The sequence below is a fragment of the Pyrobaculum ferrireducens genome, assembly GCF_000234805.1.
Classification (GTDB): domain Archaea; phylum Thermoproteota; class Thermoprotei; order Thermoproteales; family Thermoproteaceae; genus Pyrobaculum; species Pyrobaculum ferrireducens.
Genome location: NC_016645.1, coordinates 870,856 through 892,335 on the forward strand (window position 1 = coordinate 870,856; position 21,480 = coordinate 892,335).

28 protein-coding genes are annotated in these 21,480 nt (G+C 58.8%); 16 read left to right on the forward strand and 12 right to left on the reverse strand.

The window, feature by feature from the left end; all coding sequences use genetic code 11:
• The first annotated feature begins 149 nt into the window (after positions 1 to 149).
• Both P186_RS04765 and P186_RS04770 read left to right on the forward strand, forming a co-directional pair.
• The gene (locus P186_RS04765; protein ID WP_148682733.1) at positions 150 to 404 is read left to right on the forward strand and encodes a hypothetical protein; all 255 of its coding nucleotides are present in this window, start codon (positions 150 to 152) and stop codon (positions 402 to 404) included.
• Complete coding sequence (locus tag P186_RS04770) at positions 395 to 1,240, forward strand: methyltransferase domain-containing protein (protein WP_014288304.1); 846 nt, start codon at positions 395 to 397, stop codon at positions 1,238 to 1,240. The genes P186_RS04765 and P186_RS04770 overlap by 10 nt, the downstream gene beginning before the upstream one ends.
• On the opposite strand, the gene P186_RS04775 is transcribed toward P186_RS04770, so the two are convergent.
• The gene (locus P186_RS04775; RefSeq protein WP_014288305.1) at positions 1,212 to 2,585 is read right to left on the reverse strand and encodes a TrpB-like pyridoxal phosphate-dependent enzyme; all 1,374 of its coding nucleotides are present in this window, start codon (positions 2,583 to 2,585) and stop codon (positions 1,212 to 1,214) included. The genes P186_RS04770 and P186_RS04775 overlap by 29 nt on opposite strands.
• A 42-nt stretch (positions 2,586 to 2,627) precedes the next feature.
• Here P186_RS04775 and P186_RS04780 point away from each other — a divergent pair, with 42 nt between their 5' ends.
• From P186_RS04780 to P186_RS04810, 8 genes are all read left to right on the forward strand, one after another.
• Positions 2,628 to 3,242: an METTL5 family protein gene (locus P186_RS04780; RefSeq protein WP_014288306.1), complete on the forward strand. Its 615-nt coding sequence runs from the start codon at positions 2,628 to 2,630 to the stop codon at positions 3,240 to 3,242.
• A gap of 22 nt (positions 3,243 to 3,264) precedes the next feature.
• Positions 3,265 to 4,269, forward strand: coding sequence for an SPFH domain-containing protein (locus tag P186_RS04785; protein WP_014288307.1), 1,005 nt, complete (start codon positions 3,265 to 3,267; stop codon positions 4,267 to 4,269).
• A complete protein-coding gene (locus tag P186_RS04790; RefSeq protein ID WP_014288308.1) occupies positions 4,266 to 4,604 on the forward strand; it encodes a hypothetical protein in 339 nt (112 codons plus the stop codon). The genes P186_RS04785 and P186_RS04790 overlap by 4 nt, the downstream gene beginning before the upstream one ends.
• 63 nt (positions 4,605 to 4,667) lie before the next feature.
• Positions 4,668 to 5,078 carry a signal peptidase I gene (locus P186_RS04795; RefSeq protein WP_014288309.1) on the forward strand — a complete coding sequence of 137 codons (411 nt, stop codon included), beginning with the start codon at positions 4,668 to 4,670 and terminating at the stop codon, positions 5,076 to 5,078.
• Positions 5,038 to 5,220, forward strand: coding sequence for a hypothetical protein (locus tag P186_RS14255; protein WP_237179470.1), 183 nt, complete (start codon positions 5,038 to 5,040; stop codon positions 5,218 to 5,220). The genes P186_RS04795 and P186_RS14255 overlap by 41 nt, the downstream gene beginning before the upstream one ends.
• 21 nt (positions 5,221 to 5,241) lie before the next feature.
• Positions 5,242 to 6,195, forward strand: coding sequence for an ATP-binding cassette domain-containing protein (locus P186_RS04800; RefSeq protein ID WP_148682734.1), 954 nt, complete (start codon positions 5,242 to 5,244; stop codon positions 6,193 to 6,195).
• Entirely contained in the window at positions 6,192 to 6,962 is a 771-nt protein-coding gene (locus P186_RS04805; protein ID WP_014288312.1) for an ABC transporter permease, read from the forward strand. The genes P186_RS04800 and P186_RS04805 overlap by 4 nt, the downstream gene beginning before the upstream one ends.
• Positions 6,963 to 6,993: 31 nt before the next feature.
• Entirely contained in the window at positions 6,994 to 7,287 is a 294-nt protein-coding gene (locus tag P186_RS04810; RefSeq protein WP_014288313.1) for a Rieske (2Fe-2S) protein, read from the forward strand.
• 14 nt (positions 7,288 to 7,301) lie between these two features.
• On the opposite strand, the gene P186_RS04815 is transcribed toward P186_RS04810, so the two are convergent.
• Together P186_RS04815 and P186_RS04820 are read right to left on the reverse strand one after the other, a co-directional pair.
• Positions 7,302 to 7,634: a nucleotidyltransferase domain-containing protein gene (locus tag P186_RS04815; protein WP_014288314.1), complete on the reverse strand. Its 333-nt coding sequence runs from the start codon at positions 7,632 to 7,634 to the stop codon at positions 7,302 to 7,304.
• Entirely contained in the window at positions 7,597 to 8,040 is a 444-nt protein-coding gene (locus P186_RS04820; protein ID WP_148682735.1) for a HEPN domain-containing protein, read from the reverse strand. The genes P186_RS04815 and P186_RS04820 overlap by 38 nt, the downstream gene beginning before the upstream one ends.
• A gap of 55 nt (positions 8,041 to 8,095) precedes the next feature.
• Here P186_RS04820 and P186_RS04825 point away from each other — a divergent pair, with 55 nt between their 5' ends.
• Positions 8,096 to 8,731 (forward strand): superoxide dismutase, encoded by a 636-nt coding sequence (locus P186_RS04825; RefSeq protein ID WP_014288316.1) that lies wholly within the window; start codon positions 8,096 to 8,098, stop codon positions 8,729 to 8,731.
• Here the strand turns inward: P186_RS04825 and P186_RS04830 are convergent.
• Entirely contained in the window at positions 8,728 to 9,171 is a 444-nt protein-coding gene (locus P186_RS04830) for a DUF3800 domain-containing protein (protein ID WP_148682736.1), read from the reverse strand. The genes P186_RS04825 and P186_RS04830 overlap by 4 nt on opposite strands.
• A gap of 168 nt (positions 9,172 to 9,339) precedes the next feature.
• Between P186_RS04830 and P186_RS04835 the strand changes: the two genes are divergently transcribed.
• The 3 genes from P186_RS04835 (at position 9,340) to P186_RS14260 (ending at position 11,412) form a co-directional block, all read left to right on the forward strand.
• Complete coding sequence (locus P186_RS04835) at positions 9,340 to 9,948, forward strand: hypothetical protein (RefSeq protein WP_014288318.1); 609 nt, start codon at positions 9,340 to 9,342, stop codon at positions 9,946 to 9,948.
• Positions 9,932 to 10,354 carry a hypothetical protein gene (locus P186_RS04840; RefSeq protein ID WP_014288319.1) on the forward strand — a complete coding sequence of 141 codons (423 nt, stop codon included), beginning with the start codon at positions 9,932 to 9,934 and terminating at the stop codon, positions 10,352 to 10,354. Before P186_RS04835 ends, P186_RS04840 begins: the two co-directional genes overlap by 17 nt.
• 341 nt (positions 10,355 to 10,695) lie before the next feature.
• Positions 10,696 to 11,412, forward strand: a complete 717-nt coding sequence (locus P186_RS14260; protein WP_014288321.1) for a hypothetical protein — start codon at positions 10,696 to 10,698, stop codon at positions 11,410 to 11,412.
• A 361-nt stretch (positions 11,413 to 11,773) separates the two neighbouring features.
• On the opposite strand, the gene P186_RS04855 is transcribed toward P186_RS14260, so the two are convergent.
• Positions 11,774 to 12,637, reverse strand: a complete 864-nt coding sequence (locus P186_RS04855; protein WP_014288322.1) for a hypothetical protein — start codon at positions 12,635 to 12,637, stop codon at positions 11,774 to 11,776.
• Between the two features lie 47 nt (positions 12,638 to 12,684).
• Between P186_RS04855 and P186_RS04860 the strand changes: the two genes are divergently transcribed.
• Both P186_RS04860 and P186_RS04865 read left to right on the forward strand, forming a co-directional pair.
• Positions 12,685 to 13,107: a hypothetical protein gene (locus tag P186_RS04860; RefSeq protein ID WP_014288323.1), complete on the forward strand. Its 423-nt coding sequence runs from the start codon at positions 12,685 to 12,687 to the stop codon at positions 13,105 to 13,107.
• Positions 13,088 to 14,032: a hypothetical protein gene (locus P186_RS04865; protein ID WP_014288324.1), complete on the forward strand. Its 945-nt coding sequence runs from the start codon at positions 13,088 to 13,090 to the stop codon at positions 14,030 to 14,032. Before P186_RS04860 ends, P186_RS04865 begins: the two co-directional genes overlap by 20 nt.
• Here P186_RS04865 and P186_RS04870 read toward each other — a convergent pair.
• The 7 genes from P186_RS04870 to P186_RS04900 form a co-directional block, all read right to left on the reverse strand.
• Positions 14,007 to 14,561 (reverse strand): hypothetical protein, encoded by a 555-nt coding sequence (locus P186_RS04870; RefSeq protein ID WP_148682737.1) that lies wholly within the window; start codon positions 14,559 to 14,561, stop codon positions 14,007 to 14,009. The two genes, P186_RS04865 and P186_RS04870, sit on opposite strands and share 26 nt — an antisense overlap.
• A complete protein-coding gene (locus P186_RS04875; RefSeq protein WP_014288325.1) occupies positions 14,525 to 15,769 on the reverse strand; it encodes a hypothetical protein in 1,245 nt (414 codons plus the stop codon). The genes P186_RS04870 and P186_RS04875 overlap by 37 nt, the downstream gene beginning before the upstream one ends.
• Positions 15,769 to 17,268: a hypothetical protein gene (locus P186_RS04880; protein WP_014288326.1), complete on the reverse strand. Its 1,500-nt coding sequence runs from the start codon at positions 17,266 to 17,268 to the stop codon at positions 15,769 to 15,771. The genes P186_RS04875 and P186_RS04880 overlap by 1 nt, the downstream gene beginning before the upstream one ends.
• The gene (locus tag P186_RS04885; protein WP_148682738.1) at positions 17,265 to 18,476 is read right to left on the reverse strand and encodes a hypothetical protein; all 1,212 of its coding nucleotides are present in this window, start codon (positions 18,474 to 18,476) and stop codon (positions 17,265 to 17,267) included. The genes P186_RS04880 and P186_RS04885 overlap by 4 nt, the downstream gene beginning before the upstream one ends.
• 127 nt (positions 18,477 to 18,603) lie before the next feature.
• A complete protein-coding gene (locus tag P186_RS04890; protein WP_014288328.1) occupies positions 18,604 to 19,824 on the reverse strand; it encodes a hypothetical protein in 1,221 nt (406 codons plus the stop codon).
• Positions 19,825 to 19,854: 30 nt separating this feature from the next.
• Complete coding sequence (locus P186_RS04895; protein ID WP_014288329.1) at positions 19,855 to 20,142, reverse strand: hypothetical protein; 288 nt, start codon at positions 20,140 to 20,142, stop codon at positions 19,855 to 19,857.
• A 182-nt stretch (positions 20,143 to 20,324) separates the two neighbouring features.
• Entirely contained in the window at positions 20,325 to 21,062 is a 738-nt protein-coding gene (locus P186_RS04900) for a hypothetical protein (protein WP_148682739.1), read from the reverse strand.
• Positions 21,063 to 21,480: the final 418 nt, after the last annotated feature.

Sequence of the window (21,480 nt, forward strand, 5' to 3'; positions counted from 1 at the left end):
CCATTTTTATCAGTGGAGGAAAACAGAAAGGGAAGCGCGGGGGGCGGGTGATCGACTCCGCTGTTTTTACTTGTCGGGTTTTTGTTTGTAGTATTGGTAGTGTTTGCCGTATACACAATAGGCTTTAAATAATGTATGTAGATAGCTTCATGGAGCTGGTTATGCTGTGTCCTGTCTGCAACTCGCGTTTTAAGGAGGGGAGTTGCCCAAACGGCCACGGGGGGCCTTACCTCTCCCGCGTCTTGGTGGGGGACTGCGAGGTGAGGGATTTTGAAAGGTTTTCGTTGCTAACTGGCACCGTGCAACAGCTTGTCCTCACCTCTATAGAGGCTGGGGAGGGGCCTGGCTACCTCTACCCCCTCCTCCTTAGGCTTAGGGACTTCGGGGTGTTGGTATGCAGCTGAGTAGGTTGAGGGAGCTGTACGGGGGGCAGAGGGAGCTTCAGAAGGCTGCTCTCTGGAATCTCTGGCTGGCGGCGAAGTGGGGGAGGTCTGCCAGGGCTGTGGATAGGGTGTGGGCGGCGCTTGGGGGCCGGAGGCTGGGGAACCCCGGGGGCGGCCCGCCGGAGAGGCCGGTGAACGCATACATGGCTGAGCATGTGGAGTTTCTAGAGTCTTTTGACGGGGTTTTTGCCCAGGAGGCGGGGGGCGGGGCCGACAGGAACTCCATAGAGGTCCTCCGGGCGTCTTGGCAGTTGCAGAGCTGGCGCCTCGCCGCGGCGAGGGCGCTGGTGGAGGAGGTGCCGAGGGACTCGGCTGTGCTGGAGCCGCTGGCGGGGGACGGGGCCCTCGGCTACCAGCTGGTGGAGGAGGGCTTCGCCAAGTACGTGGGCTACGGGCCCGACGTGGAGCTGGCGTCTAGGGTGGTGCCGGGGGCTGGGTGGCACAAGGCCCTCTCGGCGTGCGACCTGCGGACCTCCGCCGACATGGTGTTGCTTGTGGATAAGGCGGCGTGGTTTGTTGACGTTGTTAAAGAGCTGAGGTGTCTGGGGAGGGCGCTGAAGCCGGGCGGCCTCCTCCTAGTGGCTGAGCCCGACCCGGCGCTGGCCCCCGCCTACGCCGCGGCTCTGCTCCTCATGGGGGCGCTCCACGTGTTGCCCAGGGAGCAACTGTACAAGTTCCTGAGGGCGGCTGGGTTTGTGCAGATGGGTAGGGACGTGGAGGCTGTGCCCTACGTCCTCTCCGCCTGGCGCAAGCCGGCTAGGCCCGAGCTCAGCCCCTCAGACCGCTGGATGGAGTGAGGGCGCGGGCCCTCGCTATGTGCGCGGCGAGTTCCTCGGCTGTGGGCACGGCGTCGGCCATGGCTCCGCGGAGGTACTCTTCGTAGGCGGAGAGGTCTAGTAGGCCGTGTCCAGACATGTTGAAGAGTATCGTGACGGGGGTGCCCTCTCTCTTTGCCTTGAGGGCGAGCTCCACGGCGGCTTTTACTGCGTGTGCCGACTCGGGGGCTGGCACCACGCCCTCGGCCGCGGCGAAGAGCCTCGCGACTTCGAATACCTCCGTCTGTCTGTACGCCGCGGCCCCAACTTCGCCCTCTTCTACTAGGAGGGAGAGAGTGGGGGCGCATCCGTGGTATCTAAGGCCGCCGGCGTGTATGGGGGGTGGCTTGTAGGTGTGGCCTACTGTGTGCATCTTTATCAACGGAGTCAAGCCGGCGGTGTCTCCGAAGTCGTAGAGGTACTCGCCCCTTGTCAAGGTGGGCACCGCGGCTGGCTCCACGGCGAGGAACTTCACGTCTTTCTCCGCCCTGCCGGCCCTCTTCTCGTAGTAGAAGGGCCAGAAGAGGCCGGAGAAGGAGCTGCCGCCTCCGCAGGCCCCCACGACGTAGTCGGGGTAGTCGCCGAAGTACCTAATCTGCTCCAGCGCCTCCAGCCCGATGACTGTCTGGTGGATGAGGACGTGGTTGAGGACTGAGCCGAGGACGTACTTGGCGCCGCTCCTCACTGCGTCCTCCACGGCCTCTGATATGGCGATGCCGAGGGAGCCGGGGTGGCTCGGATCCTCGGCTAGATACTTCCTTCCGGCCTCGGTGCGGTCGCTGGGGCTGGGCACCACCTCGGCGCCCCAGAGCTCCATGAGGACGCGGCGGTAGGGCTTCTGCATGTACGAGGCCCTCACCATGTACACCGTGGCCTTGACGCCGAAGAGAGAGGCGGCGAAGGCGACGGAGGAGCCCCACTGCCCGGCGCCGGTCTCCGTAGTCACCCTCTGGACCCCCTCTCTAGACACGTAGTAGAGCTGGGCTACCGCTGTGTTGGGCTTGTGGCTACCGGGGGGCGACACGCCCTCGAATTTGTAGTAGATGCGCGCCGGCGTCTTGAGGAGGGCTTCCAGCCTCCTCGCCCTGAGGAGGGGGGTGGGCCTCCATATTAGGTAGACATCCCGCACCTCCGTGGGTATCTGAATCCAACGGTCCTTCGAGAACTCCTGCCTCACCAGCTCCTTGGCAAATAGGATCTCGAACTCGTGCGGCGCCACCGGCTCGCCGTTTGGCTTGAGGTAGGGGGGCAGGGGCTTGGGCAGGTCGGGGACGATGTTGTACCAGCTCCGGGGCACCATCCACTCGTACTGGGGGGCCCTGGCCATGCAACAAAGAAAAAACTTGTATATATAGATGGGGGCTGTGTCGTGTTTAGGAGCAAGAAGGAGCTCGAGCGCTTTGTGGAGGGGGTGACGGTATTTCGCCGGCCGAAGCAGAGGCTTGAGCAGTACCCCACGGACGCCCACGTCGTGGCGGCGGCTGTCTGGGATGCCTACATGAGAGGCCTCCTCGACACGGCCGTTGACCTCGGGTGCGGCACGGGGAGGTTCGCCATCGCCGCTGCGGCGATGGGGGCGCGTCTGGTGGTGTGCCTAGACGTGGATCCGGAGGCTCTGGAGGTGGCCAAGCGGGAAGCGGTGTCCCGCGGCCTCCTGGACAAGATCGACATAGTGGCGGGGGACGCGGCGAGGCCTCCTCTGAGGGGGAGGTTTAGGGTGGCGTTTCAGAACCCGCCCTTCGGCATCTGGTCCGGCCGGGGGGTTGACATCGCCTTCCTCGCCGCCGCGGCCTCGCTGGCCGAGGTGGTGTATACTATTCACAAGCTACCCACCTTGGACTACGTGAGGAGGGTTGTGGAGGGTTGGGGCCTCCGCCTGGACGTGCTGGACGTGGCTACTCTAAACATAAAGCCGGTTTTTCCCCACCACCGGAAGAGGCTTCACAAAGTCGAGGTGTTTCTGGGGGTGGTGCGGAAAGGTTAAAAAGCGTTGGCTAGGTAGAGGCATGGCTCACATACCTGTGGAGATCAGGCGGGTGAGGCCCTCCAGAAAGGCGACCGCGGCGCTGGCTTTGGCTGTGTTGGCTTTTCTGATTGTGGCAGTTTTGGTGGCTCTCTCTGTGTTTAGCCTCCCGGCGGGCGTGGTGGCTGTGGTGGTGGATCCGGTTTCGGGTACTGTGAGTAAGCCTGTGATTGGGCCGACGGTGGGGTTCAAGGCGCCGTGGGCCTACCTCATCGAGGATACCTACGCCATTGAGGTTATTGAGTTTGTGCAGAGGGAGAGGGCTTCTGGGAGGTGGACTTTCTCGGCGCCTGAGGTCTTGACAAAGGATGGGGTGGTGGTGACGGTGGAGATGGTGGTTAGGTACCGCATCGTGCCTGAGCGCTTTGACGAACTTGTGAAAAAGTTCCCCCAGGTGGACTACGACGACAAGGTTCTTGTGCCGAAGGCCCGCCAGCTTATTAGAGATGTTATTTCTAAAGTCTCGCTTGACGAGCTTATTGCAAACAGGGACGTAATTGCTAAACAAATTGAGCAACTGTACAGAGAGGCTGTGATTAACGACCCCGCCGTGGCGGGGCTGGTCGAGGTGCTGGACGTTAATGTGCAGAACTTTGTACTGCCGCAAGATATTGTGAACGCCATCAATAGAAAAATCGCCGCTCAGCAAGATGCCATCAGGGCGCAGTTCGAGAGGCAGAGGGTAGAGGAGCTGGCGCGGGCTAACTACACTCGCACAGTCTTGGCCGCAATGGCCGAGGCAAACGCAACTCTTACCCGCGCAGTCGCCCAGGCGAGGCAGATTATGCTCTTGGCCAACGCCACGAGGACTGCCATCGAGCTGTTGATTAAGGCGTCGGGCGCCAACGCCACCGAGGCAGTCCGCCTCGCCGAGCTGTATATCTACTTATCGGGGCTGAGGGAGGTGGCGCAGACAGGCAACGTCCAGATAGTGGCTGTGTCGGGTGGGGCGGGCCAGGTGGTGCCTGTGATACCCATCGCCAGATGAATAGGTACCTCCTAGCCGCCATCGTCGTGGCGGCCTTCACGGCCGCTCTGTCTGTGGTATTCCCGAGGCTGGCCCCCATCGCTGTGAGGATAGGCGTCGTGGCTCTCATAATAATAGCAGGTTTTTGGGTGTATGAGTACCTAACTACGAGGCCTCCCCGGCTCGCGGGCAGGATCTTGGCTTTGTTGAGGAGCAGGGGCCCCATGACTCTGAGGGAGATTGTCCTCGAGGCGGGGGCCGACTACCAGGAGGTCGAGGAGGCTTTGAGATACCTCCTGGAGCGGGGCGTCGTGCGTAGGTATCTTAGAGACAACGTGGAGTACTACGACATATAGCGGGCGCCTTTTACTGAGGGGCAGGGGCGTTGTATATTTATATCTCCGGGCTCTCCCCCCTCTGTGAAGGGGTGGGTTAAGGACCTGCTGTGGTTTGTGGGGATTGTGGCCGCCCTCCTTGTGTACTCAGCCGCCACAGGAGTCACCTGGCCCATCGCTGTGGTGTCGTCCTACTCCATGGAGCCCACGCTGAGGGTGGGCGACTTCGTCTTCCTCGCGGGGGCCACCTGCAAGTCGGTGGAGCCTGGGGACATTGTGGTGTACGTGGCTAGGAACCCCATGTGGCAAGGTAGCTGGATTATACACAGAGTTTATCAAAAAGTCGACGTGGGAGGTTGCGGCCTCGTGACGTGGGGGGACAACAACAACTTCCCCGACCAAGCCGCCGCCGGGGAGCCCCCCGGTCTCTACAAACATCATTGGCAGAGTGGCGGTGGTTGTGCCGTACGTGGGGCTGTTCCCCCTGGTGGTTAGGCCCCAGGGGGTTGGGGGAGCGGCGATGGCGACGTGGATTGGCAGGTTGCTCGTCTTCGGGGCGGCCACCTACGCCTTTTACTACTACTTCAAGTCGGCTGAGGCGGCGCCTAGGAGGAAGAAGAGGCGTAAAGCTTTATAAGGGTCGATATATCGGGTGTCTGTGAGCGCCATAGTGGCGGAGGGGCTGGTGAAGAGGTACGGCGACGTCACGGCGCTTGACGGGGTGTCTTTCGAGGTGGTTAGGGGGGAGGTGTTCGGCCTCCTTGGGCCGAACGGCGCTGGTAAGACCACGACGATTAAGATCTTGACGGGGCTCACGAAGCCGACCGCGGGGAGGGCGTATGTGGCTGGCTTCGACGTGGTGAGGGAGGCTGCTGAGGTTAAGAAGAGGGTTGGGTGGGTCGCCTCCGAGGTGATTGTAGACGACGAGCTAACAGCCTGGGAGAACTTGGAGATTCAGGCTAGGCTGGTGGGGGTCGGGGGGTGGAGGGAGAGGGCTGCCGAGCTTTTGAAGTACTTCGGACTCCTCGAGGCGGCGGGGAGGCCTGTGGGGAAGTTCTCCACCGGCATGAGGAAGAGGCTGGAGGTGGCCATGGCCCTTCTCCACGGGCCGGAGGTTCTCTTTATGGACGAGCCGACGGTGGGGCTTGATGTGGGGGCGAGGGTTGGGCTTTGGGAGGTGGTTAGGCAGATTAATAGGGACTTCGGCGTGACGGTGCTCCTCACTACGCACTACATGGAGGAGGCGGAGGAGCTGTGCCGCAGAGTAGCCATTATCAACAGAGGGAGGGTCGTGGCGGTTGGGTCACCGGACGAGCTCAAGGCGAGGTACGGGGTCGACGTCGTGGAGCTGGAGGTGGAGGGTCCCGTGGACGCGGCGGCGCTATCGGCCTTTGGAGAGGTGGCGATTAGAGACGGCGTTGTCGTCGTGAAGACTCACGGAGCCGAGGAGAAGCTGGCGGAGATCGTCAAGGCGGTGAGCGGCGTGAAGAGCGTGAGGGTGAAGAAGGCTAGCCTCGACACCGTGTTTATAAACCTGACGGGGGCCTCTATAGAGGGGGAGCAAGTGGACGTCCGTAAGCTGTATATGAGGGTTAGGTGGGCGAGGCGATGATTGCCCAGACGTACGCCCTGTACAAGAGGGAGGTGCTTAAGCTCTTCAGGAGTAGGTACATGTGGCTGATGCTGGTGGCCCAGCCCCTTATGTGGATTGTCTTCTTCGGCAATAGCCTCGCCGGCCTGCCCCGGGGCTTCTTGGCGCAGTACTTCGGCGTTGAGAACTACCTAGCCTACATCCTCCCCGGCATGATCTCCATCTCCATGATGACCACAGGGATGTTCGCCTCCATGAGCCTAGTCTTCGACAAGAGGGTGGGGTACCTGAAGCGGGTGTTGACCACGCCTACGCCTAAGTCCGCCGTTTTGCTCGCCAAGGCCGCCGGCGCCATGACGAGGGGTCTGCTCATGGTCCCCATAATCCTAGCCGCCGGCGCCGCCCTAGGCGTTGGCTACAGGGTAAACCCGGCCTCTCTGGCGGCGTGGCTCCTCGCCCTTGTGCTGGCCGGCGTGGGGTTCGCCTCTCTATTCACCCTCTTCACAGTAAACACCGCAGACGTCCACGCCCCCGGCGTCATCAGCAACTTCATAACCATGCCCCTCATGTTCACCTCCACAGCCCTATTCCCCCGTGAATTTTTCCCACAGTGGCTCAAGGCGATAAGCGAGGTTAATCCCCTCACATACGTCACCGAGCTGGGGAGAGACGCCCTTGTATACGGCGCACCCCCGGATCCATCAGCTCTGCTCTACACAGCGATTTTCGCCGCGGCGACCCTGTCGATGGGGGTGGCCGCGGTTGAGGCGAAGCTCACGGCGGACTAGGTGTTTAAAACTCCACATCGCCGACCCCCACATGCCTCTCAAGATTCGGGAGTTGCCGGAGGGCGTGATAGTCCCCGTGCCGGGGACGGAGGTCTTCGCCGTGAGGAGGGGAAACGAGGTACATGTCTACAGAGACGAGTGCCCACATGCGTACTGCAACTTCACCACCTCGGGCCTGGTGGAGGGGGACTACCTCATATGCACCTGCCACTGGTGTAGATTCGACTTGAGGACGGTGGCCTCGCTGACGCCGGAGCTCACAGCCGAGCCGCTGAAGAAGTTGCGCTACAGAATCGAGGGCGACGAGCTGGTCGCCGAGTTCTAGCGCCGCTCCCGGGCCTACCTAATTTTTACCCAGTAGCTCTCGGCGTCTCTAACAACGACGCTACGCCTCCGGGCCTCTTGAAACTCCTCTGGGGTGTAGGGGAGCACCTCCACCCACTTCTCCAAGCCCAGCCTCAGCCATACCTTCGCCACGGCGTCCAGCCTGTCTAGCCACCTCAAACCTGCGAAGTCCGGCGAGACGACTATTAAATCCACGTCGCTCTCCTCTAGCCAGTCCCCCCTGGCGTAGGAGCCGAAGAGGTAGGCCTCAGCCACCCTAAAGCCGGCCTCCTCCAGCGCCTCGATAAGCCTATTTACAGTCTCTAGTATCTCCGGGGGTGCCTTCATACCCCAGACTCCTGAGAACCCCCTCGACCAGGGTCAATACCTCGCCGGCAGTTTCGAGAGAGCGCTCGGCGTCTCGCCTAGTTACCACCTCGTAGGGTTGCCCCGCGGCGGCGTCTGGGTACCTAGACACTATGTAGAACTTGTTCAACTCAGCGACGCCCTCCTCAAGAGAGGGGCTCAGCTCCACGCCCCTCCCCCGCCTCAGCTCCCGGTAGAGCTCCGTGAGGACGTAGGTCTTGGGGGGCTCCCGCCTGAGGGCAACTAAGTAGAGGCTCTTCAGCGCCTTCTCCACGGCTTGGTGGCAGTGGAAGGCGGCGGCGCTCCACCTCCTGGCTTCGAATAGGAGCCTCGCGGTGCAGTAGTCGTACCACGCCTCCCGAATCCAGTAGGCCGCCTCGCGCCTCACGCCTCTACCGCGCCTCTTCTTTTTAACGTTTATATTGTACAAACGGGGTGGTGCCATGGTCACGGTGAAGAAATACACCCTGCCAGAGCTACCCTACGCCTACAACGCCCTTGAGCCCTACATAGCCGAGGAGATTATGAAGCTCCACCACCAGAAGCACCACCAGGGCTACGTCAACGGGGCAAACGCCGCTCTTGAGAAGCTTGAGAAGTTTAGAAAAGGCGAGGCTCAGATAGACATAAGAGCCGTGTTGAGAGACTTCTCCTTCCACCTCAACGGCCACGTGCTACACTCCATATTCTGGCCCAACATGGCGCCGCCCGGGAAGGGAGGCGGCAAGCCAGGCGGCAAGACGGCAGACTTAATCAACCAGTTCTTCGGAAGCTTCGAGAAGTTCAAGGAGGAGTTCAGCCAAGCCGCCAAGAACGTAGAGGGCGTCGGCTGGGCCATCCTGGTATACGAGCCTCTAGCAGAGCAACTGGTAATTCTCCAGGTGGAGAAGCACAACCTCATGCACGCCGCGGACGCCCAGGTGCTCCTAGCCCTCGACGTGTGGGAGCACGCCTACTACCTCCAGTACAAAAACGACCGCGGGAGCTACGTAGACAACTGGTGGAACGTAGTCAACTGGGACGACGTGGAGAGGAGGTTGCAGAAAGCCCTCAACGGCCAAATAGCGCTTAAAATCTAACACCTAGCTTTTTCCGCGTAGAAACCCGCCGCCAAGTCGGCGATTTGAATCCCCGGCGTTTTGTGAGACGGCTTATTCACAGCCCTCGGGAACTTAGACGCATCCGCCAGCCCCACGTCGAGGACATACAAGTCGGCAGGCACCTCGACAAGAAACCTCCACAACGCCTTCTCAAACTCCACCTGGGACGTGTAGTGAACCGCGAAGTGCCTCACCTCCAGCCCCCCAAGCAACTCCTCCACCAGCCCCCTCCCCCCACGCCTCTTCACCACACGCCACTTAAGCTCCCCAGAGACGCCGAGAGCCTCCCTAATTCGCCTAACCACCCCCTCCCCCCAGTACATGTAGCTACCCGACACCACCGCCAAAACCCCCGCCACAACGACACAGTTGCAAAAAGACTTTAGCCCAGACTCGTCCACATAAAATACCAGCCTCACGTCAGAAGAAAACCTTTTAAACAAATCCACAACACTCAACGGGATGTGGGGAGAGATGCGGCCCCGAAAGGGGCACAAGCACCCCCCAAACCGCGTGAAGGGGGGCATGCGGCCCCGAAAGGGGCACAAGCACCTCCGACAACCCCACAGCCAGACAAAACCTATAAAATGCAAAAACCTACACCACACATTACGCCCAGCAACGCCTTCAAAAAAGCCATAGAGGATCTAAAAACAGACTTCCCCGGCAAGTCCAACAGCTGGATTAAAAGAGCCCTCCTAAGGCTCGGCGACGTTAAGGAGGTGAGGGAGGACCTCTACGTGGTGGAGGGGAGGCGGGAGCTGGGGGATTGGAGGCCTCTTTACCAGGTCTGGTGGTCTTCTGCAGAGGGCAGGTGGCTCTGTACCTGCTACTACACGCAGTTCGGCCTCAGGCGCAGGAGGGACATTTGCACACACGTAGCCGCCGTCATGCTCTTCCGCAGATACAAGAGGGCTTTGGAGAGGGCCGAGAGGACAACGGTCTACGTTGCCGAGGCTGTTGTTGATTGCAGAGGCCGCATATCGGCAAACGGCGAGGCGTACGTCAAGCCAGACGCCGATAAGATAGACTTGACTTTCTTCGCCTCGCCGCGCTTCAGAGTATTGGTGATCTCTAGGCAGAGGCGCATCGCCGTGAGGTGCGGCGGCTACGTCGTCTACGAGGCGGAGGGGGAGGAGGTGCCCCTAGCCGTGGCTAAGTTCCTTGTCGCAAAATTCCATGAGAGTGAGGACTAGGAAGGGCGTCTTCGAGCTTAAGCCAGACTCGCCGGCCAACTACCGGAGGCTGTACGTAGACGTCTTCTCCATAGCGGCCGCCCTCAGCGATCCGGAGGAGCTGTTTAGGTCGGCGGCTGAGGCCGGCTTAGACGCCGTCTTCGTGGTAGACGCCTGGAGCGAGACCCACATGCCTCTCGCTAGGCGCTACTTGGAGCTCTGCGCCAGCTACGGTCTCAACTGCAGACTATCCGAGCAGAAGCCCGCCGAGGTGTACGCCGCGGAGCTGTGCGAGGCTGAGTGCGGAGCGGGATGCGCAGTCGTTACAAGGGACTACGACGCCGTTGCGGTAGTTAAGAGATGCGCCATCCTTCTGTTTAGAGGAGGTAGGTTTTGGCGTGTTTATAGTGAGAGAAACCTGTGGTGATGCAGTTGCGACATATCGCCTTTGGGGGTACAAATAGAGTTGAAAATTGCCAAAAACTACTGAGGGCGCGCCGGTGTTCAAAGTCTACACTATGTGACAAATTAATTTAGGAAACTACCTGAGCGATAGGGTACTCTGAGTTTTAGCGTAACCGTTCTTAACCTCGTTTCTCCAAGCGTGCATATAGAAGTTTGCAGTGGCGGCATTCCGGCATGTAGCTTGAATCGCCAGATAAAGCCGATGCCTAGCATTGTAAGCAGAAGAGCTGTGGTAAACGATATATTTGTAGAATCCTATATACAGCCGATATGCAGTCCCGAGATCGACGTAGATCCCACTCAGTGAAGTTCTTCCTCTTACTCAGCGTCCTTGCCGCTATACTTGCCGTCTTGCTTTTCTCAACTTCGCGGGGCGGCGGCGCCGTGGCTAAGGCCAACGCGACTGTGAGCGGCGAGGTGGATCACTGCAAGCTTCAACTAGAGGTGGTATGCCTCGGCGTTTTTACAGAGGTGAGTGGGGTGGTGTGGGGGCCTTGTGAATATAATGGAGATGTGGTCTTGTCCCCCTCTCCGCCGATTAACTGGATGCCGGGTTGGGGCTATATATGCCACGCGGCGGGGAAAGTGGGAAACGAAACCTACGTCGTGTTTGTAAGGCCGGCGTCGGCCCAGCCGCCGAGTAGGACAGACCCCTTCCCCGAGAACCTGGTGTTAAAATGTTATGCTAGATATGTCAAAAACAAGACAATTGTCATGAACCCCGTCTTGTATCCTGTAGATGTTTTGTTAGTCGTTAATGTAAATAAAAGCGTGGGGTATCTTACATTTGTCTACAGAGCCCCGACACCTTTCCATAACGCCACCGTGGTTTTTAGTAATTCGGGAGTATACATAGCTCTGCCGGAGTGGGCTGAGGTGGGGGTTAAGAGAGAGGTATTAGGCCCTGTGCTCAGCCGTTGCTCATACGTAGTCAATGCCACAATTGACGTCTCAAAGCTGAGGCTTGGGGAGCCGCTGTACAACGCCACGGGGAGCTTCCTAAGGATATCCACCAGGTGAGGCGTAGCAACGGCGGGAAACGCGTAGCGAAGGCGCCTAGAGGATTCTCCCACTAACGACGGCAACACCACTGGCTAAGAAATTTTTGAAGCCGAAAATCCCAACCGCTTCTTAAAGAAAAAAGACATATATCAGCAGGTTTAGTAAAGACGCCTCGCGTGGTTTGCGATGCGGCTACATTTACGGCCTCGCCGGGGGGCCAGACGCGGGGTGCCGTGTGCGCTGTGCGCGTCTCTCCGCCGGCTACTGGCGAACCGCGAATGTGGACGCCTAGGGGGGATACATCACTATTTGAGAGAGCGGCTTGGAGTTCGGCTTCGGCGGGTTGTCAATTTTTTGAGTCCTCAACGTGTCCACGTTTCTACAGCTGGGCGTCTACGTGGTAGTCTGGTCTTAGGGGTATGTCTATCACAAGCCTCGCAGTGTATTCGCCGCCCCCGCCGTAGCCCAACAGCCCCTCGCGCTCTATCCCGAGTACACCGGCGCGTGTCGGGGGGACGGCGCCTTTGATGACGTAGAGCCCAGGCCTCCCGCCAATGTCCAGCTCGACGCGTCTAGATCCGCTCTCGGCGGCGAGCAACACCTTCTTGAATCTGTGGTGTCCCGTGTCTACGTGGAGCTCGAGCCGCGCCGACCTGGCCTTGACGGGCCAAAAAGTCAGCTCGGCCTCCAGCACGGCGCCTCTGAGGGCTAGGCCTGCCGACGCGGAGTCCCCCTCCGGCGTGGAGAGGGTGAGTTGCACCGGGCCTCTCTGGGGGAGAAACGCCGGATCAACAGCGGCGATGTAGACGCCGCGGCAACAGTCGTCCAGTATCTCGTAGGCGGGTAGCCAGAGGTACAGCCTGTACCCCGAGGCCGCTACTATGTACCCCCTGGCGTGTGTCCACTCGAGCCGGGACAGCACCGTGGGCTCCCCCGCCGGCTCGAACTTAAAGTAAATGGTGCTGTGCCTCCCCGCGTCGTGGTAGTACGACACCACGTAGCCGGGCCGGGCCGCCACGGGCCTCTTAAGCGCCCCTCCGCAGTCCACTAGCTCAGCGGCTCTCGACGCCTTGTTAAACCTCTTGGCCGCGAGTATTATAGTCGCGGCGGAGGCGAGGAGCAGTATAGGGACGGCCCACAGAGCTCGCGGGGCCAGCATCGCTATGAACACCACGGCGATTATCGCAATACCGGCGCGGTCCCAGGCCGAGTCGACGAGTACCTCGGGGCGGCATGCCTCCACGTCCTAGAGCCTGCGGAAAGTTTTAAAGATTGGTGGGAGATTGTTGCGTGGAGATCCCCGAGCTCTCCGAGGTGGATTTTGAAAATGTGTCCCTCTCGGCGTCGGGGCCTGCGGAGTACACGGTGAAGTTCGGCACGCCGTGTAAAGCCGCCGCGGACGTGAGGGTGGACAGCCTCATGTTCACCTGGCCGAGGATCTTCGCCAAGGCCCTGGTGGTGGTCTACAGATGCGGGGACTTCTGGCCGCACTACGACGTGAAGACGAAGGCCCTCTCCGTGGGGCGGAGCCTCTACGTTCTTGTGAACTCGGTAGCGCGCCACAGATCGCAAGACGCCGAGCTGGTCCCCCTGGAGAGGGGGCTCCAGTGGAACTACATAGCAAAGATCGCCTCGGCGGCCCTCTGCAAGACGCTTAGCGACGTCCTCCACCTCGAAATGAGGTGCAGGTCCTATGTCTCGGCGGAGTTTTGACCCCCGCATATTCGCCACCGGCCTCTGGGGCCTCGCCATAGTCCTCACGGGATGGACGGCGGCGGCCGCCCTCAGCTACGCAACCCCGGCGGCCTCTCGGCCCCTCCTCTACGCCGTGTCGTTTATCCCGTGGGCGCTTGCGATCCTGCGGCGCGACCCAGCCACTCTGGCCGCCCTCGCCGCGGCGGCGGCCCTGTTCCTTCTGCCGCACATGAGAGATCTGGAGGCCCACCACGCCATCGCGGCGGCCATAGGCATCGCGGCGCTGGAGGCGAGAAAGCCCCTGGGCCTCCTCGCCTACGCCGCCGCCGTCTCCTCAGCCCTCGCGCCGCACGGCTACACGGGGGCAGTCTTCGCCGCGGCCTTCGCCGCGGTGTCTACCCTCGTGGAGACTAGGTGGGGCTGGGGGGCGCTCTTCGCCGCCGTCACAGCGCTGGGGATCCTCTGGCCCGAGCTACACCGGGGCCTCCAGTGGCAGTACATAGCGGCTGGAGTCGCCGGCGCCGCCGTGTTGAGAAACAGGAGGCTGGCGCCCCTCCCCCTCTCAGTCGCCGCGCTCGGCGCCGCCTCCTACTTCCTCAACACGGGCGGGGTTGTGTACCTCTCCTACCCCCCTATATACTCCGAGAACTATGCAGTGCCGCTGTGGCTTGCGTGGCTAGCCAAGGCGGCCTTCGCCGCGGCTCTCCTCTGGGACGGGCGCCGCCGCGGGCCGGCCTTCCTAGGCGCAGTCTTCGCCGCGGCTGGGGTGGCCTCGCTCCCCACCCCAGCCGGCCATGCATACTACATCGCGAGGGCTGACCTTGCACACATGTTCTTCATGGCCGCCGCCGCGGCGTATCTCTACAAAGGCCCCATCTATATGACCCGCGGGTCAGCACATCCACAGCCCCCGAGGTCTACCGAGGCGCGTGCCGCCTTTTGACCCGCCCCCACGCCTTCTCTCCAAGATACATCGCGAGGAGCGCCGCCGCGATGTATATGAAGTCTGTGTAGACAGCACCGTCGTAGTAAATGTAGATAACGGGCTCCCCAAAGCTGAAGTAGCTAAACCAGTCCCCCATTACACCTACGCCGTTTTCGCCGTCGGCAGTTATCCAATACACACCGCATGTGGCGCGCTCCCACTCCCCCCAGCTGTGCCGCTCCATCCTCCACACGCAGATCTCCACGGGGTGCCACATCCCCCTGGGCACCTTGAATTGAAATGTAGAGCCTGTGTAGACAGTTTTTACAAAACCCCTGGCGTATATATACATCGTGGCGTTGACCGGCCTGCCGAAAAAGTCCACGACGCGGATAGTCACGTCAACCCAGCCGTCCCCGTCGAAGCGGACCTGCGGCGGGGTTCCCGCCGGCGCCGTCTGCCCCTTCACCATGTCGCACAGCTTAGGCACGCCTACCGCCGCAACTGCGGCTAGGAGTAGTAACGCGGCGAGCGCACCCTTTCCCATACGTACACCGCTAGGACTAGGAATAAGAAGACTACTACAGACTCAAACAAGCCGTCTGTCGCTATGAGAACCGCGTGTCTGCCCGCCTCCACGTTCACTACATCTCTCCACGGAAACGGCACAGACGGAAAATCGACACGATACACCTCAAAGAAGTACCTCGCGGGTGTAGCCGCCGGAATTGAAACACATCCAAATCGCCCTGGAAAGCTCTCAAAATTTACATAAACAGTAATACGGCCGGGGGGGTTGATCCCGAAGTAGCAAAATGTCAACGAGGCGGGTGGGCCTCCTCCGATATCAAGCTCGTCGATAAAGACGCGCCTCCCAATTACGTCTCTGGCCACTACCAGTGTCTTATTCCCTCCTGGCTTCTGGAGAAACTTCTCAACCTTGCCGAAGTAAGCCGCCGCCCACAATATCCTCAAATCGCTGTCCAGGACGTATAGGTAGCTCAACGCAGGTGTGTTTGCTAGTGGATCTGTATCCGCCCTGATCTTGACGTAGATATACCTCCCGTCGGTGTACACCGATGGAAAGTTGCCCTGGAGCTCAAGACTCGCCGACTCCTCTCTAGACATCTTTATAATTCTACCATTCCGATACATGTAGATAGAATCGCCTAGACAGACAAAACTATAGAAGCGTAGAAGGCGGTTGGCGCTGACAATTTCGCTACCGTTAATCGTAATGATAGTTACGGCGTCGTCCCGCATAAGGGCGAACCCGCCTCCACAGTTTACATATTCATAAAACCTCCCAACCTCGCGCTGAGACACAAGCGAGAAGTCGTCGAGACGCCTAATCTCGACATAGTTCCGCTCCCCCCTTCCCACCAGCAACGCCACTACGCCGTCCCCGACGACGACGCTTTTGCCATACCACAGAGAGCCGTTGAGAGGCACAAAACCCAGATACCTCAGCGACTTGTCAAATAGATAGGCCCCGCTACGTGTCAGCAACAGGAGCCTGCTATCAGACGCGGCGCATGCGACGATCCCACCCTCCACCTCAATTACGCCGCTTACATCGCCTTTTACGTGTACCAGCGACTTCGGGCTGGGCAGGTCGTAAAAAACCTCGACGGCGTATACACGCCCACCGCCGCTACACACGTCGACAAATTCCCCACCCACGACGCCCTCGATAAGATAAGCCTGGCCGAGAGCCAAAGCGGCCAATACCGCCAAGGCTAACACCAGCCGCATCAGCGCCTACCTAGACGTCTGGACGCCGCGCTGGAGAGCTTGTCCAGCGCGTAGAAGACGCCAAGCAACGCGGCCGCTGGCAACAGTTCGAGGTAGGTAACCCCGTCGCGGTAAATGTAGAGCGTGTTGCCCTCCACTGCGAATAACCTGTCCAGTAGCATATCTCGCAGGGCAATGCGGCCGCTGGGCTCTACACGAAATGAATACCACGGGGAGATATATTCCTCTGTGCGGTAGCCGCCCCTCTCCATGTCTCTGAAGAAAGATACCCCCGCATTGTACTCGCCCTCTGGCAACACCACGTCTAGGGGGGACTTCGCAATATCTCGAAAACACGTGCCAGCGATACCGTAAATCTCGACATAGAGGTGGCCGTCTAGAGGACGCCTGAAGAAGTCCACAAGTACAATTCTCACATGATGGCCCCTAACCTCTATTACAACTTCCTTAGCATCCCCGTCGCCTACCTCAAACTCGACGCTCTTAACACCCCCGCAGTGGGCCACGTATCCCACATACCTCCCGGCCAGCACCTTGACAGGCCCGTAGACCGGCCCCTCGACCTCACCCACGTCTCCAATACCAATTTTTACATTTCCGTGTTTAATGTCGGAGGCCGCCCTCACGACGGCTGTGCCGTTTGGCAGGTAGGGGCGCCTCTCCAGACGGCTCCCTCCGTAGTAGATGTAGATGTAGCCGCCGTCTGCGGCTAGATCCACGCGGCGGGAGCCCAGATATATCCTATCCACCTCCCCCCAAGGCCTGGCCACCGTCACGTAGTTAGGGCCGTGGGGAGACTGCAAAGCCACCGCGTATATGGCGTCGCCTTTGATAAACGCTTTGTGTGTCAAATCCCGCACCCCGCGGCCAATGTTAACGACCCCGTCTTTGCTAATCTTCAGCCACTTCGTCGGCGTGATGTAGTAGACGCCGCCGACGCCGTCGGGAACCGCCACGCCGTACTCCTCCGCGGTGTGCGTCAAGGTGCGGGTGCCGCCGACGCCGACGTAGTATATGTTGACTCTCCCAGCTGGCCAGTGGTATTCAATAAGCCAGAGTTCACAACCGCTGGACACAAGCGTATAGTAGGTACCGGCTCTTCTCCACCACTCTTCTCCCACCGGCTCGAGATCTGGCGTGAACCACTTAATAGCGATGTGGGACATGTTGTCCACAAGAACGGCTACTCTACCGCAGTGATTAGTCAACGCGACGAGCCCGTCGATTTCCAGACGCCTCTCCACCCCCAAGGGGCCCGCCTTGACGACCACGCCTCTGTAACCAATTATCGCGCCGAGGTACAGGCTGTCTCCAATAACTACACATCCTCTTGTTAATTCCGCGTCCACGCCGTCCTCAAATTGGAAAGATTTGACAAGCTTCAAGGAATGTTTCTCAAAGACATATACAGCGTCCCCCAGGGCGTATATGTAGTAGTTCCCAATGCAGAGAGCCGACGCGCCTGCCGCTAGGTAGAGGAGAAGTAGAAGACCCCTCATGTCCTCCTCTTTATGTAGAACGCCGCCGCGGCCGCCACCGCCATAGCTAGGTAGAGTATGTGGTCGTCGTAGAACACCACCAGGTTGGCACCGCCTGGCTGAAGGGCCTTTACCTCGCTATGGTGTGGATACCCGTCTATATACGTCTCGACTAGGTAGGTACCTGCCAGGAGATTGTCTACAGTTACACAGCCTGGGTAATTCACCATAGCCACCAAAGCCCTATCTACAGCCACATATTTCAGTCTCAGCGATAGCGAGTAGATACAGATGGTGAGACTACTAGTCGCGGCATTTCGTAAATCGACTATGTGGATGATGGCCTTTCTGCCGCCAAACTCACCCCAAGTCACAATAGCAAGTTTATCAGTTCTAAATCTGTGGATGTGGACATCGAGCCATCTGTAGGAAACTATGTTAAATCTACCCAGCTGTCGAAGCTCGCCGTCGAAAACTAAAACCTCCGCCACGCTGAGGCCGCGCCTCCTCACAACGTATACATAGTCCCCATCTACGAAGACCTGCTCAACGCCTTCGACGCTCTTCGCGACGGCCGTGCCGCGCCCCCTTGGCATCTTCACCAATGAGGTGGAGTTGTAGAGAAGAACTCCGTCACCGAGGCACACAACTCGGGTATATGGTCCCACCTCAATCTTCTCCATATCGGTGCCGCAGAAGAGCAACGCCGTGCTTCTTCCCATGTACACGACTACGCCGTGCGGAGACTCCTCTATAGATCCCAGCGGCTCCCCGCTGAGGACCTCCAGTAGCGCGAAGTCGGAAAGCCGCCTTACCTCTAGATAGCCCCTCCCGTTTATGTACCTGACTATTAACACCTTGTCGCCTAATTTCCCCGCGTATTTATAAGACGGGTAGTCTATGTTGGAGTTGTTATACTCCAGCCTGGTTAATCTGTTAGCCACAGCGTCGTAGATCGTGACATACTTCCTGGAGAAGAGCAGAACCCTGCCCCCGTCTGCGACGCAGTCTGCCACGTAGTCGTCAATATAGACGCGGGAGGTTGAAAGACTAGTTAGGTTAACAACATGCAGAACGGTCTTGTCGCCCAGATCTACGATGTAGATATACGGGCCGTCGCTACACACAGCGACCATATAATTATACGTCATAGCCACCTCCACCTTGTGAGGCATCCCCTCTGCGAGGAGAAAAACCGCAACGGCAATATACGCAATAAGAAATCTCATACCACCTCTAGAAGCTCTCCATATAAGCCTTAGCTCGTACAAATGTGCAAAGTTCTGCCTGTGACCATCGTCAAGCGTCTACGTGGCCGCAGAGCGTTGCTTGGGCTGTGGTTGGCGACGCCGCCCCTTAGGCGCTTGTCTGCGGCTGGTTGTGCCGCGGCGCCGCGGCGCGGCTTCTTGTCTTGTGGAGGAGCTTGGCGATTTTGTCCACGGCGTAGAGCGACGGAAGCACCACGGCCGCCGCCGTCAAAACCTCCATGTAGGTAATCCCGTCGCGGTATATGTACACGGCGTCGCCCATGTGGACAAAGGGAGAGTCTGCGGAGATTTTGACGGATCCGTCGCGGCCTATCTCTACGTAGAGTCCGACTTGGCGCAGATCTTCGACGTATCTACCCCCACCCCGTTCTATCGGCATGTAGGTGACGTCGATTACGTACTTCTTGCCCTTAAGCAACACGAGCCTTGTCTCGTAGCCAGGTGAGGTGTAGTTGTGGCAGTCGCCAACCGCTACGCCTATGTGGCTCTCCACGGGCCTTCTAAAGAAGTCCACGGGGACGAAGCGTAGTGTGACTGCGTCGAATTCCATCTCGACGTATCCTGACATCCCGTCGGCTACGTATATACGCTTTTCTTCTCTGACGCCGCAGTGCTTCAGATAGGCGGTGTATATCCCAGGCCACAGCTTTACAGGGCCGAATACCTCGTCAAGCGTTTCGCCTACCCCCTCGATACCTATACGCACGCCGTGGGGGCCACCCCTCCTAATGAGGTAGATGGTGGCGTTGGGCACATAGCTACGCCTCTCTATACGGCCGGTTTCAAGAAGGTGGCGCTGTAGGTAGAAGTAGAGGCGCTCTCTGTCTGTCGTTACCGTATCCACCTCTGGGGTGTAGATCTTCCCCACCACAGCCCCCTTTTCAAGATCGACGACTATGATGCTTTTGATGTAGTTCCACGCGTCTACGCTCTGAACGTCGAGGAGGTACAGGCGGTTTTTGGCCACCGCATAGGCAATTGGCGTCGCGTGGAGGCCTCTACCTACGATAGACACGCCGCCTTCGTCGACTCTGTAGATCCAGTCCTTTCCGATGTAGTACACCCCACCTCTGCCGTCGGGGACAACCACGCCGGTTGTATTCAGCGTTAAGACTCTTGTTAGGTTGCCCGAATTCAAGACGTACAGCGCCGGCGTTGGCGGCGGCTCGGCTAGCCAGATCTTGCAACCGCTGGCGGCCACCTGCCACCACGCAGATTCTGAGCGCCAGACAGACTGGTGGATAAGCTGTAGGTCTTGGTTGTAGATTCTGAGCGACCAGTGGCTACCGTTGTTCATCAACGCGGCCACGCCGCCGCATGTAGGCGCTAGGCCGTAAACCTACCAGCCACTCGGCTTAATTTTCTTATCGACGCCTCGGGGCGTCAGCTTGACGAGGCTTTCGTCTATAAATGCGTAGGCATCGTCGCCTACGGCCACACATACAGGAGACGCTGAGTGTACCTCTATCCAGTCGTGTAGCTTTAGGCTTTTTTTGTCATAGATCTCAACGGGGGGACCGATGTGGTAGATATAGTTCTTGTCTACGCAGAGATATCCAGCCTTCACTAGCAACGCCGTTAGGAGTACAACGGACACGGCTGTGTAGAGCAGGCGGTGTCTAGTCATGTGTCAAACAGCGCCGGCGAAATGGCGTCAGCGCAACATAGAGCCTTACCGCCCGCCGCCAGGAGGCCGACTTCTTTGACAAGGGGCTTCTGTTGGACATCTACGTCGTTCCACGACCCGCGTTATATATGTTGACCCGCTGTAGATGCCGGGCGCGTTGCCCCGGGGCGGCGAGGTTATTATCAGCGTAGTATATCGCTGATGTCGCTGACGCGTCGTCTGTGCTTCTTATGCAGAAGCGCCACGTATAGCGCCGCCGCCAGCCCTACGTAGACGGTGGACTGGTCGTAGAGTAGGACGAGGCGATCCTCGCCGGGTTTGAGATCCACCACCTCGCGGACGGCGTGGGGGCGCCAGAAGAGCACCACAATGGCGATATTGTCAGCGTCGACGTAGTAGCGCCCCGGGAGTAGGTTCGCCAGTTTTATACAGTTAATGCCGATTCCTTCATACTGCATAAAAATATTGTAATTGACTAACAGCTCGAAAAATCCTATGTATGTAAAGAGTTTGCAAATCTGTAGCGATGAAGGCTTGATGCTGGCTATGTCCGTGGTGTAGAACACCTTTATCCACAGGTAGTTGCCATAGTGGTATCTTAATATCCGCTGCGGATACCCAACTAGGATGAGCGCTGTGTAGTTGCCAACTTTCACAAGAGGCGAGGGTTTAGTGAGGAAGTGATTGTATCCAATCGGAAGTAGGGTTGCCACATGCCTCAGCTCGGCGTCGTATACATACACAACCACCTGCGTACCGTGAGGATTGGGGTAGTCCACTGCTAGATACAGGTAGTTGCCGTCGGCGTCTAGGGCCACCGCGTCATCGCGCGGCGCTTTCTTCACGGCGATTCCGTCGGTTTCTATCTCGTCTGCCCCGCCTACTATGTACAGACGGCCTTTTAGCAACGCAGCCTCCATAAATCCACGCGTCGTGAAGGTTTTGTTTTGGCCGAGTACAGTGACGTTATTTGATCCATAGGCCAACACGCCGTCGGGGAAGCTCTTGATGGCATATATCCCGTCCGCTGGGATTGTGTTGACTAGGCTAAAATCGCGCGGGTCGCGTATCTCAATTACTCTCCTCCCGTCGACCTCTCTGAGTATGTAGAGGAGGCCTTAGTGGGATGCCACTGCCGGGTTAAGGGGGGTTACCGCCCTGTTTGGGTACGGGATTCTAGCCCAGGCGTTATATCTAAGGAAGTATATTACAACTGAATCCTCCGTAAATAGATAGATTTTGTCCCCAGCGGTTGCGCATTGGACGCTTCTCACATACTCAGGGATAACGCCTTTAATTCCAACTCTCCTTACAGACACATCCGTTAGATTTACTATA